This window comes from Streptomyces sp. NPDC102441 (assembly GCF_044765585.1).
Classification (GTDB): Bacteria; Actinomycetota; Actinomycetes; order Streptomycetales; family Streptomycetaceae; genus Streptomyces.
The window spans coordinates 1-23,685 of the sequence record NZ_JBIWKH010000029.1 but is presented as its reverse complement, the minus strand read 5'-3'; the positions used below and the strand labels follow the sequence as shown (position 1 = coordinate 23,685).

Annotated in this window: 13 protein-coding genes; 8 read left to right on the top strand and 5 right to left on the bottom strand. The window is 72.2% G+C overall.

The genetic code is table 11. The features are described from left to right. Window positions 1-74: 74 nt before the first annotated feature. From ACIREO_RS39140 to ACIREO_RS39120, 5 genes are all read left to right on the top strand, one after another. Complete coding sequence (locus ACIREO_RS39140; RefSeq protein ID WP_404119716.1) at window positions 75-809, top strand: methyltransferase domain-containing protein; 735 nt, start codon at window positions 75-77, stop codon at window positions 807-809. An 11-nt stretch (window positions 810-820) separates the two neighbouring features. After that, window positions 821-1,744, top strand: coding sequence for a TylF/MycF/NovP-related O-methyltransferase (locus tag ACIREO_RS39135; RefSeq protein ID WP_404119714.1), 924 nt, complete (start codon window positions 821-823; stop codon window positions 1,742-1,744). 126 nt (window positions 1,745-1,870) lie between these two features. Beyond that, a complete protein-coding gene (locus ACIREO_RS39130; protein WP_404119712.1) occupies window positions 1,871-5,323 on the top strand; it encodes a CDP-glycerol glycerophosphotransferase family protein in 3,453 nt (1,150 codons plus the stop codon). Beyond that, complete coding sequence (locus tag ACIREO_RS39125; RefSeq protein WP_404119709.1) at window positions 5,320-8,178, top strand: CDP-glycerol glycerophosphotransferase family protein; 2,859 nt, start codon at window positions 5,320-5,322, stop codon at window positions 8,176-8,178. Before ACIREO_RS39130 ends, ACIREO_RS39125 begins: the two co-directional genes overlap by 4 nt. Beyond that, window positions 8,162-9,310 carry a glycosyltransferase gene (locus tag ACIREO_RS39120; RefSeq protein WP_404119706.1) on the top strand — a complete coding sequence of 383 codons (1,149 nt, stop codon included), beginning with the start codon at window positions 8,162-8,164 and terminating at the stop codon, window positions 9,308-9,310. Before ACIREO_RS39125 ends, ACIREO_RS39120 begins: the two co-directional genes overlap by 17 nt. Before the next feature lie 50 nt (window positions 9,311-9,360). Here the strand turns inward: ACIREO_RS39120 and ACIREO_RS39115 are convergent, their stop codons facing one another. The 5 genes from ACIREO_RS39115 to ACIREO_RS39095 form a co-directional block, all read right to left on the bottom strand. After that, a complete protein-coding gene (locus ACIREO_RS39115) occupies window positions 9,361-11,595 on the bottom strand; it encodes a CDP-glycerol glycerophosphotransferase family protein (RefSeq protein ID WP_404119703.1) in 2,235 nt (744 codons plus the stop codon). Window positions 11,596-11,775: 180 nt separating this feature from the next. Then, window positions 11,776-12,654: a carbohydrate ABC transporter permease gene (locus ACIREO_RS39110; RefSeq protein WP_404119700.1), complete on the bottom strand. Its 879-nt coding sequence runs from the start codon at window positions 12,652-12,654 to the stop codon at window positions 11,776-11,778. Then, entirely contained in the window at window positions 12,651-14,018 is a 1,368-nt protein-coding gene (locus tag ACIREO_RS39105; protein ID WP_404119697.1) for a carbohydrate ABC transporter permease, read from the bottom strand. Before ACIREO_RS39105 ends, ACIREO_RS39110 begins: the two co-directional genes overlap by 4 nt. Before the next feature lie 5 nt (window positions 14,019-14,023). Beyond that, on the bottom strand, window positions 14,024-15,385 hold the full coding sequence (locus tag ACIREO_RS39100) for an ABC transporter substrate-binding protein (protein ID WP_404119694.1): 1,362 nt from the start codon (window positions 15,383-15,385) through the stop codon (window positions 14,024-14,026). A 204-nt stretch (window positions 15,386-15,589) separates the two neighbouring features. Beyond that, entirely contained in the window at window positions 15,590-18,922 is a 3,333-nt protein-coding gene (locus ACIREO_RS39095) for an FHA domain-containing protein (RefSeq protein ID WP_404119691.1), read from the bottom strand. Between the two features lie 419 nt (window positions 18,923-19,341). Between ACIREO_RS39095 and ACIREO_RS39090 the strand changes: the two genes are divergently transcribed. The 3 genes from ACIREO_RS39090 (at window position 19,342) to prfB (ending at window position 23,555) form a co-directional block, all read left to right on the top strand. Further along, window positions 19,342-20,994, top strand: coding sequence for a serine/threonine-protein kinase (locus ACIREO_RS39090; protein ID WP_404119688.1), 1,653 nt, complete (start codon window positions 19,342-19,344; stop codon window positions 20,992-20,994). A 146-nt stretch (window positions 20,995-21,140) separates the two neighbouring features. After that, the gene (locus ACIREO_RS39085) at window positions 21,141-22,379 is read left to right on the top strand and encodes a serine/threonine-protein kinase (RefSeq protein ID WP_404119685.1); all 1,239 of its coding nucleotides are present in this window, start codon (window positions 21,141-21,143) and stop codon (window positions 22,377-22,379) included. 69 nt (window positions 22,380-22,448) lie between these two features. Continuing rightward, window positions 22,449-23,555 (top strand): peptide chain release factor 2, encoded by a 1,107-nt coding sequence (prfB, locus tag ACIREO_RS39080; RefSeq protein ID WP_404119682.1) that lies wholly within the window; start codon window positions 22,449-22,451, stop codon window positions 23,553-23,555. The last annotated feature ends 130 nt before the right edge of the window (window positions 23,556-23,685 follow it).

Below are 23,685 nucleotides of genomic sequence, written 5' to 3'. Positions count from 1 at the left end.
ACGGGGCGATCCCTCCGTGCGCCGCCGTCGTTGTGTTCAACAGTGCGCGCACACCGCAACGTTGGGAGAAGCTCATGCACCGGTCCGCCTACGAGCAGATGCAGCTCTGCATCGAGGAGTACCTGCCCAGGACCCGCAGGCACCGCGTCGTGGACCTCGGCTCACGGATCTCCGGCAAGCAGGCCCGCACCCACCGCGGGCTCCTGGCGGACCACGACATCGACTACTTCGGGGTGGACGTCCTCGACGGGCCCAACGTCGACGCGGTCATGGAAAGGCCCTACCGGATCCCCGCGAAGTCACGCAGCGCCGATGTGGTGCTGTCCGGCCAGGCGTTCGAGCACATCCCCTTCTTCTGGGTGTCGATGATGGAGATCGCCCGGGTGCTCAAGCCCGGCGGCTACGCCTTCATCACGGCCCCCTCGCGCGGCCACGCCCACGACGCGCAGGACTGCTGGCGCTACTACCCCGACGGTTTCCGGGCGATGGCCGCCCACTCCCGCCTCGAACTCTGCGAGGCGTACACGGACTTCCCGCCGGCCAAGGGCATCTGGCACGACTACGCCTCCATCGACGCCAAGGCCGCCTACTGGGGCGACTCGGTGGGCGTCTTCCGCAGGCCCCGGCCCCACCGGCGCCCGGTCACCCGGCTGAAGAACGGACTGGCCGACCTCGCCGTACGGGAGACGGCGGTCTGGTGGGCCAACCGGGCCGGCGGAGTGGACCGGGTGCCGCTGCCGCGCCCGCTGGACGGACGCGAGCGGTGCGGGCGTCCGGACACTCGTGCGGGTGCATCAACCAAAGGTTGACGAAAGATGACATGAGCCGCAAAGCGCGCGTACTGTCCGGCCCCATGGCTTGGCGCAACGCCGTCAACGGCGTCCTTCAGCAACTCACCGGGTACGAGCTCAGGCGAGCGACTCTCCCCGCTCCCCGCTCCGCCCCGGCGGAGCCTCCGGCGGCGGCCGGGAAGCAGCAGGCCGGGAAGCAGCAGGCCGAGAAGCAGCCGGCCGCGGAGCAGCCGGCCGGCAAGGCGCCGGCCCCGAAAGCCGCGGCCAAGAAGCCGCCGCAGTTCCCCGCGGACTACGACGACGAGGCGAAGGACGTCATCCGCGCGGTCAAGCCGTACACGATGACCTCCCCGGAGCGGCTCAACGCCTTCGTCCTCGCGACCCGGCACATCGTCAAGCACGGCATCCCGGGCGACATCGTCGAGTGCGGGGTCTGGCGCGGCGGTTCCATGCAGGCCTGCGCCAGGACACTGCTGTCGCTCGGGGAGACGGAGCGCGACCTCTACCTCTTCGACACGTACGAGGGCATGACCCCGCCCACCGCGGAGGACCTGCGGCGGGACGGCAGGCCGGCGCAGGAGCTCCTGGACGCCCAGGGCAAGGACCGCCCCATCTGGGCCGTGGCCTCCCTGGAGGACGTACAGGCCGGGTTCGAGCAGGTCCCGTACCCGAAGGAGCGCGTCCACTACGTGCGGGGCAAGGTCGAGGACACCGTCCCGGAGCAGGCGCCGGAGCAGATCTCCATCCTCCGGCTGGACACCGACTGGTACGCGTCGACGAAGCACGAGCTCACGCACCTGTACGGGCGGCTGGTGAGCGGCGGGGTGCTGCTGATCGACGACTACGGCTACTGGCAGGGCTCGCGCCAGGCCGTGGACGAATTCCTGGAGGAGACCGGCGAGCAGCTCCTGCTGCTGCGCATGGACGAGGGCCGTATCGCCGTCAAACCCTGAGCGGGCCGCGCCCGCCGAACCCCGGGCGGGCAGCGCCCCGTTGTGAGCCCCGTGCCTCCCCGGCACGGGGCTCGTTCCATACAGAGGAAGTCAGTTCGTCCGTCCGGAAGGATCGTGCGCAGCGCCATGGCACCCCGTCTCACCGTCGTCGTCCCGCTCTACAACGTCGAGGATTACCTCGGTGCCTGCCTGGACTCGCTCGCCGGGCAGACCATGGCCGACCTGGAAGTCGTCATGGTCGACGACGGTTCGACGGACGGCAGCGCCGATGTGGCACTGGAGTTCTCCCGGCGGGACTCCCGTTTCCGGCTGATCCGGCAGAGGAACGGCGGTCTGGGGGCCGCACGCAACGCGGGCGCCGCACAGGCCCACCCGGACGCGGACTTCCTGGCGTTCGTCGACAGCGACGACGTCGTGCCGCCGGGCGCCTTCGCCGTAATGCTCGGCGAACTGGACGCGTCGGGATCGGACTTCGCGACCGGCAACGTCCTCAGGCTCCGGGCGAACGGGGCGCTCGAACAGTCCCCGATGTTCCGCAGGCCGATGGAGAGGTCCCGCCGGGCCACCCACGTCACCCGGGACTGGATCCTGCTCGGCGACCGCATCGCGTGCAACAAGGTGTTCCGCAGGTCCTTCTGGGACCGGCACGCCTTCGCCTTCCCCACCGGTGTGCTCTACGAGGACATCGCAGTGGTCCTGCCGGCCCACTTCCTGGCCCGGAGCGTCGACGTCGTGGCGGAGCCGGTCTACCACTGGCGGGACCGCGACGGCTCGATCACCACCCGGCGCGCGGTCCCCCGGGGCATCCGTGACCGTGTCACGGCGGTCTCCACGGTCAGCCGGTTCCTCGCGGACCAGGGCATGACGGAGGCGAAGCGGCGCTACGACGAGCATGCGCTCTCCGGTGACCTGTGGCTGTTCATCGAGGCGCTCCCGGGCGGTGACGAAAGTTTCCACCAGGCCTTCCTCACCCACGCCAACGCCTTCGCCGCGACGGTCGACCCCGCCGTCCTCGACGCGCTTCCCCTGCATCTGCGGGTCAAGTGGCAGCTCATCCGCGAGCGCAGGACGGCGGAGCTGCTCGCACTCCTGGCCCACGAGTCCACCGACCGTGACACCTTCCACGTCCGGGGGCGACTGCGGCCGCACGCCCAGTACCCGGGTGTCGACGCCCCTCTCCCACGCAAGGCCACCGCGCTGTCCGCCGAGGACCTCCCCGTCCACGCGCATCTCACCGAGGCGGTGTGGAGGGACGGGCTGCTGCACATCAAGGGGTACGCGTACGTCCGCAACGCCCCGGGAGGGCCGGCCGGGGCCGGCTGGCTGAGGTCGGGCCGTCGGCTGATCCCGCTCCGGCTGCGCAGGACGGTGACGGACGAGGCGACGGCCGCGTCCGGCCGCTCGCTGCACCACTACGAGCGGTCCGGCTTCGAAACGGTGATCGACCCGCGCCGCCTTGTCACCCGGAGCACCGCACGGGGCACCCGGACCCTCTGGAAGCTGGAGTCCCTCGTCATCGGCGCGGGACGGCCGCGCCGTGGCCCGATGAGGCTGCTCGGCAATCCGGCCGCGCCCGCCGTGCGTTACGTCGACGAGCGGACCCGGGTCGTCCCGCTGCTCTCCGGCAACAAGCTGGAGCTGCGCGCCGAGCGGGTCGACGCCGTGCTCGCCGGACACGGGCCGACGGAGGCAGGGGGCGGGATCCGGATCGCGGTGCGACTGCTGGGCCCGGACGCGCCCACGGCCCTGCGCATCCAGGAGTGGCGTACGAAGGAGACCCGCGAGTTCCCCCTGGCGGCCGACGAGGGCACGGACGGCCGTTCCTTCTTCGCCGAGGTCCCACTGGCCGTGTTCAAGGGATCCGACGGCGACTGGGGTGTCCAGCTGACCGGCGGGGCGCGGCGGCTGACGGTCGCGGCGCGTCCGGAGACCGACGCGGGGCGGTATCAGCTGCCCGGCGGCCGTGAGGTCTACGCCGCCGCCAATCCCTCCGGGGACCTGGTGCTCAGCGACCGGGACGTGCGGCCCGTCGTGACGCGCGTGTCATGGACGGAGGAGACCGGCCCGGTGCTGGAGGGGACCTTCCCGGCGGTGCGGTACCACCCCGTCGAGCTCGTCCTGCGTCACAGCGGCCACCAGGAGGAGCACACCTTCGCCGTGGAGCGCACGGGCGCCGGTTTCCGTACGGAGCTGTCCCCCGGGGCGGTCGACGGGCCCGGGGGAGCGCTGCCGCTCGCCGAGGGCCGGTGGTACCCCTTCCTCAGGGAGCGGGGCGAGACCGACCCGGAGCTCTATCTGCCGCTGCGCGTGGTGCATCAGCTGCACGCGGAACTGCCGCTCGGGCGCTCTTCGGGAGGGCGCGACTTCACCCTGGAGCGGCGCTTCCACGACCGGCTCTCCCTGCGGTCGGGCAGCGCGCTGTCACCGGAGGACCGGGGGGCGTACGGCCGGCGCCGGCTGCGCGAGTGGTACGGCGGCCTGGTCGGACGGGAGCTGCGGGACACCGTGCTGTACTCCAGCTTCGACGGGCGCCAGTACTCGGACTCGCCCCGCGCCGTCCACGAGGAGCTGGTCCGGCGCGGCACGGGCGTCGAGCACCTCTGGGTGGTGCGGGACCAGCAGGCGGTCGTGCCCGCCGGGGTGCGTGCCGTGGCCCTGCACAGCGCCGAGTGGCACGAGGCGCTCGCCCGCAGCCGGTGGATCGTCACCAACACCCAGCTGCCCGAGTGGTTCGAGCGGGCGGAGGGGCAGTTCGTTGTCCAGACCTGGCACGGCACCCCCCTCAAGCGCATCGGCCGTGACCTGGCGGGCACCGCTTTCGCGGACACCGCGTACATGGAGTCCATGCCCCGGCGGGCCGCCCAGTGGAGCGTCCTCGTCTCGCCGAACCGCTTCTCCACGCCCGTCCTGAGCCGTGCGTTCGGGTACGAGGGCGAGGTGCTGGAGTGCGGCTATCCGCGCAACGACCTGCTGTACGCCCCCGACCGGGCGAAGGTCGCCGCAGCCGTCCGGCAGTCGCTCGCCGTGCCCGAGGGCAAGCGAGTCGTCCTGTACGCCCCGACCTGGCGGGAGGACCGGCCCAAGCAGAGCGGGCTGTACGGCCTCGACCTCCAACTGGACCTGGAACAGGCACGTAAGGCGCTCGGCGACGACCACGTCCTGCTGGTGCGCCGCCACTACCTGGTCGGCGGGAGCATCCCTTCGAGCGACTTCGTACGTGACGTGTCGCGCCACCCCGATGTCGCCGAGCTGATGCTGATCAGCGATGTGCTGGTGACGGACTACTCGTCCCTGATGTTCGACTTCGCGCAGACGGGCCGCCCGATGCTCTTCCACACCTACGACCTGGAGCACTACCGCGACACCCTGCGGGGCTTCTGCTTCGACTTCGAGAACCGGGCGCCGGGCCCGCTGATCGCCGACTCCGCCGCCGTCGTCGAGGCGCTGCGCGACCCGGAGGCCGCGACGGCGGGCCATCGCGAGGCGTACGCCGCCTTCCGCGAGTCGTTCTGCGATCTCGACGACGGGACGGCGGCCGCCCAGGTCGTGGACCGGATGCTGAAGGGGGCGCAGGCATGAGTACGCCCGACCTCAGCTGTGTGATCACCGCAGCGCACGGCGGGGAGGAGGCACTGGCGGCGTCCGTGGAGTCCGTGCTCGACCAGAGCCTGCGCGCCGTCGAGGCCCTCGTCGTCCTGCCTGCCGGAGCGTCCGCCGCCCTGCGGAAGGCGGCCGGTTCGCTCGCAGGGCGCTCCCCGGACCGTGTCCGCGTGCTCGACCCCGGTTCGGACCCCGTCGCCTCGCTGCGCAACGCCGGCCTGGACGCGGCGCGGGGCACGTACGTCCTCGTTCTCGACGTCGGCGAGCGCCTCCAGCTCCACGCCTGCCGCAACCTCTGGGAGGCCGGGGAGCGGACCGGTGCCGACCTGGTCGCCGGCCGCTGGGCCCGGCTCACCGGGGACGGGACGAAGGAACGGGAACCCTCCTGGCAGCAACCGCTGTTCCTCCGCTCCCGTACGGTCACCCGGTTCGCCGAGGCTCCCGAACTGGCCGTGCGTGACGCCCTGGTGACCGGATTCTGCCTGCGGCGCGCGGCGCTGGAGCGGCACGCCCTGCGCTACGACGAGGACCTCACCCACAGCGGGATCCTGTTCGGCGCCCTGGCGGCGTCCGTGGTCGGCCGGATCGCACTCGTGCGCCGCCGGATCGTCTCCGGGCGGGCAGTGCCCGACGCCGGCGGGGACCTCGCGGGGCTCGTGGAGGCGCACCGGCGGGTGTGTCATGTGCTGGTGGCCCAAGGGCTCGCAGAACTGCGTGAGGAGCGGGACCGCGCCTTCCTGCTGGACCACCTCGTGCCGCTGGTGCGCACCTTCCCCGAACTGCCCGCCGCCGGACGCGACCGCATCGCGGCGACGGCGGCCCGGGTGCTGCCCGGCTGTGTCCCCGAGCCGGCCCTGCTCACTCTCCCGCCCGTCGAGCGCGTCGGCGTCCGGCTGCTGGAGCGGGGCGACGCGGACGGGGTGCTCACCGCGGCGTACGCGCTGCGCAGGAGGGGCGCAGTGGCCGCGCCACTCACCACGGCGGACGACGGACGGGTGTACTGGCAGGGCGGCCCCGACCCCGTGCTGGACGTGACCGGACTCGGCCACCAGTACCGGGCGTTCGGTGAGCTGAAGCTGATGAACAGGCTCACCCGCTACGAGGCCGAGGGCCGCCGGGTCCTGCTCGAAGGGAGGCTCGTCCTGCCCGCGCACACCGGGCCCGACCCGGAGGGCGACCTCACGGCCCGTCTGGAGTTCCGAGTACGCGACGGCTCCCGCACCTTCCGCGCACCGGTCGACGAGCTGCGGCCCGACGCCACCGGGATCAGCTGGTCCGCCCGCCCCGACCTCACACGCCTGCTGCGCCCCCTCGGCCCCCGGGACACGGTGTGGGACGCGCGGATGGTGGTCGAGGACGGCAGCACCCGCTCGGTGAGCGACCTCTTCGCCGCCCACGACCTCGTCGGCCCGGCCGACCGTTCCCCGGCACTGCCCCGGCTCGGCAGGACGACCGGGGACACCTGGCAGCCCTACATCACGCTCCGGGACCATCTGGCGCTGCGGCTCGAAGCGCGCCGCCGGCCCGCCCGTACGGCCCGCCGGCTGGTCCACTACGCCACCCACTTCCGCCCCGCCCGCGGCACCAGGCTCCTGCTGCGGGCCCTGGGCAGGCGCCGGGACCGGCTGCACGCCAGGGGCTTCAAGGTCTCCGTCTACCGCTCGTGGCTGCTCCGGCTGCCCGTGCGCAAGGGCTCCGTGGTCTTCGAGAGCCACATGGGCACCTGCTACGGCGACAGCCCCCGGGCCGTCCACGAGGAGGTGCGCGCCCGGGGGCTCCCGCTGCGCTCCGTCTGGTCGTACGCCGATTCCCAGGCCGGCTTCCCCAGGGACGCCAGGCTTGTGCGGCGCTGGTCCTGGCGCTATCTGTGGGCCCTGGCGCGGGCGGAGTACTGGGTCGACAACCAGGGATTCCCGCTCCACCTCGACAAGCCCTCCGGCACCACCTATCTCCAGACGTGGCACGGGTCGGCGTACAAACGTATGGGGTTCGACGAGACCCGGGTGCGTCTGCAGAACGCCCCGCAGCGTGAACGGCTCCAGCAGGCCGTGCACCGCTTCGACCACTTCCTCGTACGGTCCGGCCACGACGAGCGCACGCTGGCCCGCGCCTACCGGCTGCCCGAGAAGGCACTGCTGCGCACCGGCTACCCGCGTAACGACGTCCTGGTCGCCGCGCGGGCCCGGGACGAGGCGCAGGGGAGGCTCCCCCGCCCGGTGCTCGCGGCGGAGCTCGGTCTGCCCGACCACCGCAAGGTCGTGCTGTACGCGCCGACCTTCCGGGGCGGGCCGGGCAAGCGCAAACGGCAGCGGCTGCTCCTGGATGCGGCGCGCTTCGCCGAACGCTTCGGCGACACGTACACGCTGCTTGTGCGGGCGCACTACCTGGAGGCCGCGAGTCTGCCCGCGTGCCCGCCGGGGACGGTCGTGGACGTCTCGGACCACCACGACGTCAGTGAACTCCTGGCGCTGACCGACGTCCTGGTCACCGACTACTCGTCGATCATGTTCGACTACGCCCTCCTGGACCGCCCGATCGTCCTCTTCGCGCCCGACCTCGACGCCTACGCCGCCGAGCGGGGCAGCTACTTCGATCTGCGGGAGAAGGCGCCGGGACCGGTGACGGCGACCGAGGAGGAGTTGTTCGCCGCACTGGCCCGGCTGAAGACCGCCGACACCGGATTCCAGGAGCGGCGCGGGGCCTTCGCCGAGGAGTTCGGAGCCTACGACCGGGGGGACGCGGCCCGGGCGGTCGTCGACACCGTGTTCGCCCGGCATCTCGTCCCGTCCCGTACCGCCCGCACCGGGGAGCCCGTCGATGAACCGCAGCCGTGATGTCCTCATCGTCTCCAACAGCACCGACGAACTCGGTGGTGTGACCGGCTGGATGCACCGGACCGCCCAGCTGTTCCAGGAGGCCGGCCACCGGGTGCACACCATCGGCATCCATGCGGCGGAGCGGAAGATGGCCCTGCCCGAGCCGCCCGGCTATCCCGTGACCGCCCTGTATCCGGCGCATCCTCCGACACCCTGGGCGCCCAAGGGCGTACGGGACCGCTTCCGGGTCCCCGCACGGCGCGCGGAGGCCGCACGGGCGGCCCGGAAGAGGCAGGCCGTCGACCGGCTCTCGGAGATCTTCCGGGCGGCCGGGCCCGGCGGGGTGGTGATCGTCAGCCAGGTCTGGGCGATGGAGTGGGTCGGCGAGGCGGACACCGCCGGGCTGCGGGTCATCGGCATGAGCCACGAGTCCTACGACTACTCCCGGGCGAGTCACCGCTACCGCTGGATCAAGAACCACTACCCGCCGCTCGACCGCTGGCTCGTCCTCACGGAGGAGGACGCCGACAAGTGGGCGGGCGACGGGATGAACAACGTGGGCTTCATGCCCAACGCCCTGGCCGCGCTGCCCGATGTGCCCTCCCCGCGCGGCGAGAAGTCGGTCGCGAGCATCGGCCGGCTCACCGACCAGAAGGGCATCGACATGCTCCTGGACGTCTGGGCGCTGGTGGCTCCCCAGCGCCCGGACTGGCGGCTGGACGTGTACGGGACGGGCGAGGACGAGGCGGACCTCAGGGCGCAGTGCACAGGGCTGGGGCTCGACGCCTCGGTCCGGTGGCGGGGGCGCACGGACGATGTCCCCGGCGCGCTCGCCGCCTCCTCCGTCTTCGTCCAGTCCTCACGCGGTGAGGGCTTCCCGCTGGCGCTGCTGGAGGCCATGGCGAGCGGCGTGCCGTGCGCGGCGTTCGACTGCGCGCCGGGCGTACGGGAGATCGTGCGCGACGGAGAGGACGGACTGCTCGCGCCCGCCGGTGACATCGGCGCGCTCGCCGACCGGCTGCTCCGGCTCACCGGGAACCCCCGGATGCGGGACGCGATGGGGGACCGGGCACGGACCAACGTCCAGCGGTTCTCCGAGGCGGAGATCATGGACCGCTGGGAAGAGCTGTTCGCGGTCCTGGAGCGCTGAACGCCCCGGGGCGCCCCGGCGGCCCCGGGGTAGCGCCCCGGGGCCGGGCCTCACCCGTTGGTGTACTCCCGTACAGGCACCTGACGCGGGACCCCGCCGGTGCCCGAGTCCGTCAGCGGGGCGGGCAGCGGCAGGCCCGAGGTGTCGTCCAGGAAGACCCGGCGCACCACCCGCTCCGCCGCGTGCCCGTCGTCGTACGGACAGAACCGGGCCCGGAACGCCGCCCGGCGCTGCGTGGAACGGGGCCCGCGCCAGTGGTCCGTGGCGAAGATCTCGTGCAGCTCCTCCTGGTCACGGGCCACCGCCCCGGGAGGGAAGGCCGCCGGATCGAAGTACGTGCCACGGGCCGCCTCGTAGGCCTGCGCGTCCTCTAGGTGCAGGACGACCGGCCGGTCCAGGTTGACGTAGTCGAACATCAGCGACGAGTAGTCCGTGATCAGCCCGTCGGAGGCGAGACAGAGCTCCTCGACCGACGGATGGTCGCTGACGTCGATGATCCGTGGATGCCGGGTGTGGCCGGCGGTGGCCCCGGCCGTCGCGTCCAGGTAGTGGGAGCGGGCCAGGACCACGAAGCGGGGACCCAGGACGCGCACCAGCTGTTCCAGGTCCAGGGAGTGCCGCTGGGTACGCAGGTAGTCGCGGTACGTCGGTGCGTACAGCAGGGCGCTGCTGCCCTCGGGGACGCCCAGGAGCTCGCGCAGCCGCGCGGTCTCGTCGGGGCCCGTGCGATGGAACACGTCGTTGCGCGGGCTGCCGTACTGCAGCGTGGTGTAGCCGGACGGGTAGGTCCGCTCCCACACCAGGGTGGAGTGCTGGTTGGCCGAGAGGGAGAAGTCCCACTTGTCGACGTTGCGCAGCAACTGGCCGAAGTCCATGGAGCCCGCCGCCGCCGGGCGGTGCACGAGGTCGGTCCCCATGGACTTCAAGGGGGTTCCGTGGTGGGTCTGGAGCAGCACCTGGCCGCGTCTCTTCACGAGCCTGCGGTCGAAGTTGACGTTGTTCACGAGGTACTTGGAACGTGCCAGAGCCGTCCAGTACGCGGCCGTCCCCGGGTGCAGCACACGGGTCGCGTCCGGAACCGTGCCCGCGTCCTCCGGGCGGCAGATCCAGGAGGTGCGCAGCCCGGGTACGAGGGCCCTGGCCGTGGCCTCCAGCGCCGCGGGGCTACAGGTGTAGCCGCGGTGCCAGTAGGCGGCGAACACGGCGTCCTTGCTGCGGACGGGCAGCCGCAGCTGGACGCGGTAGTGCAGCTGGAGCGCCGCCCCGCGCACCGCCCGGCGTGTGGTCGCGGCCGCGCGTGCGAGCCTGCCGTGCAGCCGCTGCGCGGCCCACAGGGCGCGGTAGGTGCGGTGGGCGCCCAGCCGGAACAGCGCGTGCCGCAGCCGGGTCCGGCGTGGCACCGGGGCGCCGGCGGCGCGGTAGCGGCGGCAGTGCGCGCGGGCGCGTCGGAAGAACTGGGCCCGGGTGCCGCGCGGCAGCCGGTCCCGGGAGGTGAAGAGGGTGGAGAAGTGGTCGAGCATCCGGCGGAATATCACCGGGCGCCAGAGAGCGAGTTCGGGGCGGGCGTCGATGAAGGCGAAGACCCGGTCGTACTGGTCGAAGACGTCGAAGTGCCGGCGGGTGGTGGTGGACAGGATGTTGCCCCGGCGCCGCTGGCGGTAGCCCACGCACACGGCGTCCAGCACGGCGATCGATCCGGCCGCCATCAGCACCGGGTAGGTCCAGGGAGTGTCCTCGTAGTAGCCGGGCGGGAAGGTGAAGCCCTCGGCCTCGACGAACTCGCGGCGGTACGCCTTGTTCCAGACGACCATCAGGACCTTGAGCAGCTCGGGCCGCTCCGTCAGCCGGAAGGTGGCGGGGCCGGTCTCGGCGAGATGCCGGGCGAAGGTGTTGCGCACGCTCTCGCCCGACCAGTACGTACGGGCGTAGTCGTAGACCAGGACGTCCGGGCCGCCGGTGGTGTCCAGACGGTCGGCGATGGTCTGCAGCGCCTCGTGGGTGAAGGTGTCGTCGCCGTCGAGGAAGAGCAGGTAGTCCCCGGCCGCCCTGGCGATCCCGGCGTTGCGGGCGGGGCCGAGGCCGGAGTTGTGCGGCAGGTGAACGGCGCTGACCCGGGGGTCGCGCACGGCGTACTCATCGGCGATCTGGCCGCAGGCGTCCGGTGAACAGTCGTCGACCACGATGATCTCGTAGTCCTTGAAGGACTGGTTCAGCACGGAGTCGAGGCACGCGTGCAGATACGCCTGAACCCGGTACGCGGGCACGATGACACTGAACCGGGGCACAACACATCCAGGGGTCGCTCGCGGGAGGGCAGGTGGCCCGCAAACGGCCGATGGGGTGACTTGGTTACGTGGCGTGTGGCATTCGGGGGAAATACGAGGTAGGGCGGCCCGATCGGGAGTGAACGGGCCGCCCGGATGTTGACGAACGTATGTGCTGACGTGTCGTTTCGCAGCCGTGCGCTACTTCACTGCGCCCGCCATCACACCGGACACGAACTGCCGTTGGAAGGCGAAGAACACCGCCAGCGGAATGACCATGGACACGAAGGCGCCGGGCGCCAGCACGTCGATGTTGTTGCCGAACTGCCGGACCTGCTGCTGCAGGGCGACCGTGATCGGCGGGGACTCCGAGTCCGCGAAGATCAGGGCGACCAGCATGTCGTTCCACACCCAGAGGAACTGGAAGATCCCGAGCGAGGCGATCGCGGGACCGCCGAGCGGCATGACGACCCGCGTGAACAGCCGGATCTCGCCCGCGCCGTCCAGCCGTGCGGCCTCCAGCAGTTCGCGCGGGATCTCGGCGAAGAAGTTCCGCAGCAGGAAGATGGCGAACGGCAGGCCGAACGCCGTATGGAACATGATCACACCGAAGGTCGTCTCGAAGATCCCGATGGTGCCGAAGAGCTCGGACACCGGGATCAGGGCGACCTGTACGGGTACCACCAGCAGGCCCACGACCACCAGGAACCACCAGTCGCGGCCGGGGAAGTCCATCCAGGCGAAGGCGTATCCGGCGAACGAGCCGATGACGACCACCAGGAACGTGGACGGGACGGTGATCATGACCGTACTGAAGAGGGAACCGGTGATCGTCGAGTTGTCCAGCAGACGCTGGTAGTTGTCGAAGGTGAGCTCGGAAGGGGCGGTGAAGACCTTCCACCAGCCGGTCGCCGCGATGTCCTCGGCCCCGCGCAGCGAGGAGAGCAGCAGTCCGATGGTGGGCATCAGCCAGAACAGGGCCACCAGGACGAGGAAGACCCTCATGGCACCACCGCCCGCCCGGGAGGCGATCCGCGCCCCGAGGGACTGCTTGGCCTCTGTGATTCCGGTCGTCGTCACCGGCGCCCCTCCTTCCGCATGCGGCGGACATTGAACAGCATCACCGGGATCACCAGCAGCAACAGGAGTACGGCGATGGCGCTGCCCACCCCGAGATCCGCGTCCGTGCCGAACGAGGAGCGGTACAGCTGGAGGGCCAGGACGTTCGCGTCGTCCTGGGAGGAGCCCGGGGCGATGATGAAGACCAGGTCGAAGATCTTCAGGACGTTGATCATCAAGGTGACCAGGACCACCGCGAGCACGGGGGCCAGCATCGGGACCGTGATCCGGCGGAACACCTGCCACTCGTTCGCGCCGTCCACCCGCGCCGCTTCGAGGAGTTCCCGCGGCAGCCCCGCCAGGCCGGCGGCGATCAGCACCATCGCGAAACCGGCCCACATCCAGACGTAGCTCCCGATGATCCCCGGTGTGACGAGGGACGGCCCGAGCCAGTCGACTCCGTTGTAGGGCTCCCGGAAGTTGTCCGCCGGCAGCCGGAGCAGGGACCCGTCCGCCGAGGCGGGCAGGGTGAACACCCCGTCCGCACCGGCCGTCGCCGAGGCCACGACCTTGCCGTCCTTCACCGCCTCGACGGTGATGCCCTTGAGGCCGAGCTCCTTCGGATCGACGGCGTTCGGTCTGCCGCCGCCGCCCTTGGTGAAGTCGAGCCAGGCGGTCCCGGTGATGCCCTCACCCGACGCGGCGGGCGCCTTCGCGGGTTCCGCGTCGCCCGGCATCTTCGCCGGCACCACACCGACGAGCGGCAGACTCACCGGCTCACCGGCCCGCACCGTCTCCTTCGTCACGAAGGCACCGCCACCGTCCGCCTTCAGCGGATGGACGGGCAGCGGATGTGCCTTCGGGAAGCCCGAGGACTGCGCGAACGTGTCGTGCACCCCCACCGCGACGGCGTTGGCGACACCGCGCTCCGGTGCCTGCTCGTAGACCAGGCGGAAGATGATGCCGGCGGCCAGCATGGAGATCGCCATCGGCATGAAGACGACCAGCTTGAACGCCGTACCCCACCTGATCCGTTCGGTGAGCACCGCGAAGATCAGGCCCAGGACGGTGGCGACCGTCGGCGCGAACACGACCCAGATCGCGTTGTTCTTGACCGCCGTCCGGATGGTGTCGTCCGTGAACAGCGCCTTGTAGTTGTCGAAACCCACGAAGCCGGTGCCGGCCTGGTCGAGGAACGAGCGGTAGACGGAGTACACGATCGGATAGACGACGAGTGCGCCGAGCAGCACCAGGGCCGGCAGCAGGAACGCCGCCGCGACAGCCCTCCGGGTGCCGGTCACGCTCCCGCGCGGTCGCTTGCCCGTGGCAGGACGCTTGTCGGCGGGGGGCGCACTTCCGGCGCCCCCCGCTGTCGCTGTGGTCATCCCCGTCAGCTCGTGAAGGCCTTGGCCGCGTCGGACTCCAGCTCGGCCTGAGTCCCCGCGATGTCCTTCGGGTTCTTCAGGAAGTCCTGGAGCGTCTTCCACTCACCCTTGCCGGGCGTCCCGCCGAACGACTGCGGGGCCTGGTCGGACATGTCGAACCGGACGTCGTCCCCGGCGTCGATCAGCGCCTCGGCGATCTTCCGCTGCACGTCGTTCGGATACGCGGCCGCGTCCAGCGCCTTGTTGGGCGAGACGAACCCGCCGGCCTCGGCCCAGATCTTCGCCGCGTCGGTCGAGGCGAGCCAGGTCAGCAGCGCCTGGGCGCCCTTGCTGTCCTTGAGCGCCACAGCCGCGTCGCCACCCGTCACCACCGGGGAGTCCGCGCCGACCGCCGGGAACGGGAACACCTTGGCGTCCGTACCGATCTTCGCCTCGGTCTGCGCGATGTTGATGGAGACGAAGTCACCCTCGAAGACCATCGCGCCCTTGGGCTGGTCACCGCCGGTGAACGTCTGGGTGACCGATACCGGGAACTCGGTCTGCAACGCGCCGTCGGCGCCGCCGGAGATCAGGCTCGGCTTGCCGAAGAGCTCGGCGAGCGTGGTCAGGGCGTCCTTGACGGAGGGGTCCGTCCACTTGATCTCGTGCTTGGCCAGCTGGTCGTACTTCTCCGGGCCCGCCTGCGAGAGGTAGACGTTCTCGAACCAGTCGGTGAGCGTCCAGCCGTCCGCGCCGCCGACCGAGACCGGGGTGACGCCGGAGGCGGAGACCGTCTCGGCCGTGGTCAGGAAGTCCTTCCAGGTCTTCGGCTCGCTCGCGCCCGCGTTCTCGAACGCCTTGGCGTTGTACCAGACCAGGGACTTGTTGGCGGCCTTGAAGTAGACGCCGTACTGGGTGCCGTCGACCGCGCCGAGGTCCTGCCAGACCTGCGCGTAGTTCTGGCCGAGCTGGGCCCGTGCCTCGTTGCCGACCGGCTTGGCCCACTTCTTGGCCACGGCCTGCTGGATCGCGCCGACCTGCGGGAGCATCGCGACGTCCGGGGGCTGGCCGCCCGCGATCTTCGTACCGAGGAAGTTGACGATCGGGTCCTGCGCCGGGACGAAGGTGACCGTGGCACCCGTCCGCTTCTCGAACTCGTCGAGGACCTTGGTGAAGTTGGCCTGCTCGGGTCCGGTCCAGACCGCGGCCACCGATATCTTCTCGCCGTCGAGCTTCGGCAGATTGACGCTCGACGCGGGGTCCTCGCTCTTGCCGGCGTCGTCGGCGGGCTTGTCCTTGCCGCTGTCGCCGCTGCACCCGGTGAGGGCCAGCGCCCCGATCGCGGTGAACACCAGTGCGGCCCTACGCATGCGAAGGGTTCTGCGCATCCCTGCCCCGTCTCTCCTGCGCGCGCATGAGCGTCGAGCGGCACCAACGGCGGGACTCTGCGGTGCCGTTCACGTCTCACATCGTGCGGTTCACGTCGTCCGTGCGCACAGTCCTATGCCCGGCGCACCGGAGCCGCAATACCGCGGCCTGTGCCAACTCGGTGATCGTGATGGGCTCGTGACGTCGTGGCCGGCGGCAGAAGTCTAGGGAATCAGCGGAGGGAGCGGCTCCGCGTTCACCGAACGGGCCGCCCTCTCCAGGGCGCTGGCGAGCAGGGCCAGGTCGGTGGGTCCGTTGCCCAGCTCGCGGACCGGCCGGCGGGTCGGCGGATCCCCCATCCGCTCCCACTCCAGGGGCACGACGGTGGGGCGCAGGGTCGCCGTGCGCGGGATGCGGCCGGTGACCCGGCCGCCCTGGAAGGGCGTCACCCGGCCGTCCGGATGCCCCAGCCGCCCCCGGCCCGGCGCGGCCTCGTCCGGGGACGGGGGGACGACGGGCGGGTCGAGCACGATGCGCAGCCGGGCGCCCCTGGCCAGCTCCGTGTCCTCGGTGCGGTCCGGGCGGGCGGACGTGGCGACCAGATGGACGCCGAGGCGTCCGCCGCCCCTGGCCACGGCCTCCAGCACCCGGACGACGGACCCGGCGGACGGGCGGCCGGGGCTGCCGAGCGCCGGGGCCACCAGGGCGTCGAAATCGTCGGCCAGGACGACCAGCCGGGGGAGAGGGGAGGGCCCGGGGTCCAACGGGCGGGCCGCGGTGGTCCGTAGCCGGAGAGTGCCGCTGGCGGGCGATTCGAGGTCGCCGCGCTGTTCGGCGGAGTCGGCGGCACGACGTCCGGTCAGCCCCTGTGACTCCTCGTACCGCGCGTGCCATTCGGTGAAGTCCAGCGTGCCCAGCAGCTCCGCCCGGCGCTTCAGCTCGCCGCCCAGAGCCTGGGCGAACTCCCGCATCCGTACGGGATCGGAGGCCACCAGGTGTGTGAAGACATGCGGCAGCTCCGTGCAGGGGCGCAGCCCCTCGCCGCGCTCCCCGTGCTCGCCGCCCGCCCCGTCGATGAGGAGGATGCCCAGCCGGTCGGGGCGTGCGGCGGAGGACAGGGAGGCTGCGGCGGCGCGCAGCAGCTCCGTGCGGCCGCTGCCTGCGGGGCCCTCGACCAGCAGATGGGGTCCCTCGTCGGCCAGGTCTACGGAGAGCGGGCCCCGGGGGCCTGCCCCGAGGACGATCACGGGCCGTCCCGCGTAACCGGAGGACACGGCTGTGGGGCCGGTCTCCATGGTGGAACTGTCGCGTCGCTGCGCGCCGATCCGGGGCGTGGAGCCGCCTCCGGCCGCGGGCGGGTAGGCGGAGCGGCCCGAGCCCGAACTGGTCGGACCGCTGCTCCGGAACGGGGTGTGCCCGGAGTCGGGGGACTCACGCTGCGCGCCCACCCGGGGCCCGGTGCTCAGGGTGCGGCCGGAGCCCGCCGTGTCCAGGTCGGCGGAGCCGGATGCGGCCGTGCGCACCGTCGCCCCTGGCTGGTTTTCGGCCGTGGAGGCCCAGCGCGCCATCAGGGAGGCCGGGGTGGCTCTGGCGAGGCCCAGCTCGTCCAGCAGCCGGGCGGAGGGCGGCAGGGCCGCCGCTATGGGCCGGCCGGGCAGGACGGCCGTGCCCTCGTCCCGCAGCGGGGCCAGGGCACGGCCGAACCGCTCGGCCCAGGCCGCCGACACCGCGTCCACCGCGGCGACCGTGCCATGGCCGGCGGCCTGGCCGCCCGCCGTGCGCAGCAGCCGCAGCGCGGTCGCCACGTCGCCGCTGAGCATCGCGACCGCACCGCACTCGCGGAAGGCGATCGAGGCCAGGCACGCGGCGTCGTACGTCGCGGCGACCGGGGAGGTCGGGGAGGCGGCCGGGGTCTCGGCCAGGCAGATCAGATGGATTCCGGCGGCGGCTCCGGCACCGGCCAGGCCGGCCGTGGTCTCGCGCAGGGCCGCGGACCCGGGATCGCCGTCCACGATCACCACGGTGTACGGCCCGGTGTGCTGCCGGGCCGCCTCGGCCACGGAGCTCCGGTCGGCGCTTGCCCAGCCGTGCCCCAGCGGCCCCTCCTCCATGCGGCGCACCAGCTCCGCCGCGCGGGCGCCCGCCTGCTCACGGTCGTACGCGACGAGCAGGCGGCAGTCCTGGCCGTGCATGGGGCGCAGATGGGGCAGCCAGCCGAGCCAGGACCACTCGCGCCGCCGCTCCTCCAGGCTCCGGGTCCGGTCCGTGCTGATCAGCACGATCTCCACGTCGAAGGGGGAGTGCAGCGCGGCGAGCTGCGCCACCGTCGAGCGGGCGAGTCCGGTCAGCCGCGACCTGGGGCCCGCGAGCCCGAGTGAGCCGGCCTCCCGCAGCCCCACGGTGACCGGCACGGCGGGCAGGTCGGCCCGCTCCGTCGTGCCGAGCCGCACGACCAGGGCCTCGGGGTGCGCGGTGTCGCGCTCCCACAGGCGGGGGCCGGGGCCGAGCGCCGTGAGGAGCACGGTCGCGGGGTCCGGCCAGGTGCCTGCCGGGGCGGAGGGGGAGTGAGGGGGTACGGAGGGGGAGCGCGGGGCGGAGGCGGGCTCGGGTCCGGTCGCCGGCGAACCACCGGACGGCGTCCCCTGCGTCTGTTCCCCCTTGCCGCTCGCGAGCCGTCGCGCCCAGGCACCTATGCCGCCGCGTCTGGGGGGCTCTCCGGGCGCGAGCGCGGAGCCGCGGCCGTGGGTGACCCGCGCGAGGGGCTCGCCCTCATGGCCGGACGGGCCGTCTCCGTACGCCTCGTGTCCTGTGGGGCCGGAGACGTAGCTGTGGCTGTGCTCCCCGGGGGCGGCAGGATCCGTGTCGGGTTCTCCTTCTCCGGCCGGCGCCGGGGTGGTGCCCGCCGCGTCCGGGCGGGCCACCCGCAGATGGCCCTCGCCGTCCGGCGTCGTCGTCAGCGCGGGTGTGCGGGTGCCTGGCGTGAGCCGCAGCGTGGACTCGCCGAGCCGCAGCAGGGCGCCGGGGACCAGCCGGACCGGGCGGTCGTGGACGTCGGTGCCGTCCAGCGAGGTGCCGTTGGTGGAGCCAAGGTCGGCGACGGACACCCGGCCGTCGTCCGACACCGTCACCGCGCAGTGCAGCCGTGAGACGTCGGGGTCGTCGAGGGGGACGTCCGCGTCGGCGGAGCGGCCGATCCGGATCTGTCCGCCGTGCAGCAGGTGGACCCCGCCTGCGTCGGGACCCGCGATGACATGCAGCCGGGCGGGAACGGCGTCGTCGGCCGCCTCGTCCTCGCCGGGCACCTGGAGCGAGAGCACCGTGCCGTCGATCAGGGGCGGCTCGCCGAGGGCGCAGCGCTGAGGATCGAGCCGGTCGCGCCCTGCGTACAGCACGGTGGCGCCGCCGCCGAGGGAGCCCTCGGGGCCGGAGACCGCCGAGGCCAGGCTGGAGGCGACGGCCGCGAGAGCCGTCCCGGCGGGGGCGGTCACGAGCACGTCGCAGGCGCGCGCCGGGGTCTGGCCGCTGTGCGGCGCGAGGACGGTCAGCCGGATCTGCATCGCCGTCAGCGGTCCCTTCTGCGCGGGGCGCCCGGCAGGGGAAATGCCCTGTGATTCCCCCCACCCGGCGCGGACGCGTCGTCCGGTACAGGTCGTCACGGAACATGAGGCTCCCGACCCCACAGTTCTGTGCTGGAGGCATCCTCGCACCTGCCACTGACAACACGCCCGAGGGTGACCGCTTAGTGATCTTGAATGGCCGAGTGTGGGTGTAAAAGTGCCTGCTTGGTCCTGCCGGGGACGTGCTGCACACTCGTTCGGCAACCAACTCTTCCGTGTGGGCGTCTTCCCGTGAACACAGCGGCAACACGACCGGAGGACGACCGACCGGTGCCCCGTACGGCGGCATTAGAGTGGGTCGGAACATCCGGCGGGCCCCGGGGGACCGCGAGCACAACGATCAGCAGGGAGCGCGTGACGTGCGGCCAGTCGGCAGCAAGTACCTGCTCGAGGAGCCGCTGGGACGCGGCGCCACGGGCACCGTCTGGCGAGCCCGCCAGCGGGAGACCGCGGGCGCCGAGGCGGCCGTCGCCGGGCAGCCCGGCGAGACCGTTGCGATCAAGGTCCTCAAGGAGGAGCTCGCCAACGACGCGGACGTCGTGATGCGCTTCCTGCGTGAGCGCTCCGTGCTGCTGCGGCTCACCCACCCGAACATCGTGCGCACCCGGGACCTCGTCGTCGAGGGCGATCTCCTCGCCCTCGTGATGGACCTGATCGACGGTCCCGACCTGCACCGCTATCTACGCGAGAACGGCCCGCTGACCCCGGTCGCCGCCTCGCTGCTCACCGCCCAGATCGCGGACGCGCTGGCCGCGAGCCACGCCGACGGCGTCGTGCACCGCGACCTGAAGCCCGCCAACGTGCTGCTCGACGAGCGCGACGGCGGCATGACGCCGATGCTCACCGACTTCGGCATCGCGCGCCTGGCGGACTCCCCGGGCCTGACCCGGACCCATGAGTTCGTCGGCACGCCCGCCTATGTGGCGCCCGAGTCCGCCGAGGGCCGTCCGCAGACCTCGGCCGTGGATGTCTACGGCGCGGGGATCCTGCTGTACGAGCTGGTCACCGGCCGTCCGCCGTTCGCCGGCGGCACCGCGCTCGAGGTCCTGCACCGGCACCTCAGCGAGGAGCCCCAGCGCCCAGGCAACGTCCCTGAACCGCTGTGGACGGTCATAGAGCGCTGCCTGCGCAAGGACCCGGACCAGCGGCCCAGCGCCGTGAGCCTCGCCCGTGCGCTGCGTGCGGTCGGCGCCGGCATCGGTGTGCACGCGAACTCGGCGCAGATCGCGGCCGCCGAGGGTGTGGGCGCCCTGCTCGCCCCCGACCCGGCCCCCGCCGCCGTCCCGGACACCCCGGACGCGGCGGACCCGACCCAGGTGCTGCCGAGCAACGCGGGTTCGTACGACCCGTCGGCCGCGACCAGCGTGATGCAGCAGACCCCGGGCGGGGGCGGCCAGGCCGACCCCACCGCGATGATGCCGCCCGTGCCGCCGCGCCCCGACGGCTCGCCGGGGCCCGACGAGCCGCACCCGTGGCAGTCCCAGCTCAGGGCCGCCCGGGACCGCAACGAGCAGACGCAGGTCCAGTACCTCGACCCGAGCCAGGACCCGCTGCGCCGCCGCCCTCAGCGCCAGCAGCCGCCGCAGGACAGGCAGCCACAGCGCCAGCAGCCGCCGCAGGACAGACAGCCGCAGCGCGCCCAGCAGTACCCGCCGCAGCAGCAGCCCCAGCGATACCAGCCGCAACCCCAGCAGCAGCGGCCCCCGCAGCCGCAGCAGCAGCAGCACGCGCCCCCGCAGCAGCCCCCGCCCCAGGCGCCGGCCCCGCGCCAGCCCCGGCAGCGCGGCGCCAACCCGATGCGCATCCCCGGCCTCGGCTGCCTCAAGGGGTGCCTGTTCACGGTGGTGCTGCTGATCGTCGCCGGCTGGCTCATCTGGGAGCTGACACCGCTTCAGGACTGGGTCGCCCAGGGCAAGAGCTTCTGGGACGCCATAGGGGACGGCATCGACACGGTCACCGGCTGGTTCGAGGACCTGGGCGGAAGCGGCTCCGACGGCACAACCGGTCAGTAACGTCGCCCAGTCTGTGTCTTTGTCGACTTCTGCGGGCCCAATTCGCCCGCAGAAGTCTAGGTTGGCGCCATCCAGGGCACGCAACACCCCGTTCGCCGCGTAACTTTGTCGACCGGGGGTCAACGCCAGCCGCTGAGGGAGCAGTCTTGGCACGGAATATCGGCAGCCGGTACACCGCCCACCAGATCCTGGGGCGCGGCAGCGCCGGCACGGTGTGGCTCGGCGAGGGGCCCGAGGGCCCGGTCGCCATCAAGCTGCTCCGTGAGGACCTCGCGTCCGACCAGGAGCTCGTGGGCCGCTTCGTGCAGGAACGCACCGCGCTGCTCGGGCTCGGGCATCCGCACGTCGTCGCCGTCCGCGACCTCGTGGTGGACGGCACCGACCTGGCACTGGTGATGGACCTGGTGCGGGGTACCGATCTGCGCACCCGTCTGGACCGGGAGCGCCGTCTCGCGCCCGAGGCCGCCGCCGCGATCATCGCGGACGTCGCCGACGGTCTCGCCGCCGCGCACCGCGCAGGAGTGGTCCACCGGGACGTCAAGCCGGAGAACATCCTGCTCGACATGGAGGGCCCGCTCGGCCCCGGCGGTTCCCATCCCGCGCTGCTCACCGACTTCGGTGTCGCCAAGCTGATCGACACCCCGCGCCGCACCAAGGCCACCAAGATCATCGGTACGCCCGACTACCTGGCCCCCGAGATCGTCGAAGGCCTCCCGCCGCGTGCCGCCGTGGACATCTACGCCCTGGCGACCGTGCTCTACGAGCTCCTCGCCGGCTTCACCCCCTTCGGCGGCGGCCACCCCGGGGCCGTCCTGCGCCGCCATGTGACAGAGACGGTCGTCCCGCTCCCGGGCATCCCCGACGAGCTCTGGCAGCTCCTCGTGCAGTGCCTGGCCAAGGCCCCGGCCTCCCGGCTGCGCGCCTCCGAGCTCGCGACCCGGCTGCGGGAGATGCTCCCCCTGCTGTCCGGGATACCCCCGCTCGACGTCGACGAGCCGGACAACGAGGCCGAACCGCAGGCGTACGACGACCAGCAGTACACCCCGGCCGCCGAGGAGCCCCGCCGTCGCGGCGCGGTCCCACTGGTCCCCGGCGCCTCCCCGGACTCCAACCGGGACACCCATACGAGCATGCGCGTCCCCGCCCCCGACGAGCTCTCCGGAGGCCCCCTCGGCACGGCCCGCGCCCCGCGTGCGCCCGGCCGGCCGCGCCCGGGTTCGGCCCGGAACAAGTCGGCGGCCATCCGGAAGCGGAGGATCACCCTGGGTGTCGCGGCGGTCGCCCTGTGCGCGGCGATAGGGGTGGGCGGCTGGCTCGCCACGAGCGGCGACGACCCGGGCGCAGCCCCCGAGGACACGCGGAATTCGGCTCCTTCGACCCCCTGAGAGCAGCCCGTGAGGGGCCTGGATCCAGGGGAGGGGCATGTTCACTCGTCCAGCCGTTACGCTGGACCCGTGGCAGTCGTCGATATTTCCGAAGAGCTGAAGTCCCTCTCCTCGACCATGGGGTCGATCGAGGCCGTCCTGGACCTTGATGCGCTGAGGGTCGACATCGCCGCGCTCGAGGAGCAGGCGGCGGCGCCGTCCCTCTGGGACGACCCGGAGGCGGCGCAGAAGATCACCAGCAAGCTTTCGCACCTCCAGGCCGAGGTCCGCAAGACCGAGGCCCTGCGCAGTCGCATCGACGACCTCGAGGTCCTCTTCGAGCTCGCCGAGGACGAGGGCGACGCCGACGCGCGGGCGGAGGCGGAGGCGGAGCTGGAGTCCGTCCGGAAGGCGCTGGACGAGATGGAGGTCCGCACGCTCCTCTCCGGCGAGTACGACGCGCGCGAGGCCCTGGTCACCATCCGCGCCGAGGCCGGTGGCGTCGACGCCGCCGACTTCGCCGAGAAGCTCCAGCGCATGTACCTCCGCTGGGCCGAGCGGCACAACTACAAGACCGAGGTCTACGAGACGGCCTACGCCGAAGAGGCCGGCATCAAGTCGACCACCTTCGCGGTGGAGGTTCCGTACGCCTACGGCACGCTCTCCGTCGAGCAGGGCACCCACCGGCTCGTCCGGATCTCCCCCTTCGACAACCAGGGCCGCCGCCAGACGTCCTTCGCGGGTGTCGAGGTGCTGCCCGTGGTCGAGCAGACCGACCACGTCGAGATCGACGAGTCCGAGCTCCGCGTCGACGTGTACCGCTCGTCGGGCCCCGGCGGCCAGGGCGTCAACACCACGGACTCCGCGGTGCGTCTGACCCACCTGCCGACCGGCATCGTCGTCTCCTGTCAGAACGAGCGCTCGCAGATCCAGAACAAGGCGTCCGCGATGAACGTCCTCCAGGCGAAGCTCCTCGAGCGCCGCCGTCAGGAGGAGCAGGCGAAGATGAACGCGCTCAAGGGCGACGGCGGCAACTCCTGGGGCAACCAGATGCGTTCCTACGTCATCCATCCGTACCAGATGGTCAAGGACCTGCGTACGGAGTTCGAGATCGGCAACCCTGAAGCGGTCTTCAACGGCGAGATCGACGGCTTCATCGAGGCCGGCATCCGCTGGCGTAAGCAGAGCGAGAAGTAGCGGCAGCCGCAAGGCTGTTGGGCCCGGGCAGGGATACCCTTAGGTTCTAGTGGTTGTCGCAACACCCCAGCTCAAGGGGTGCGATGGACTTCGAGATCCGCAAGGTGCGGACCACGGCTCAGGGGCCGGT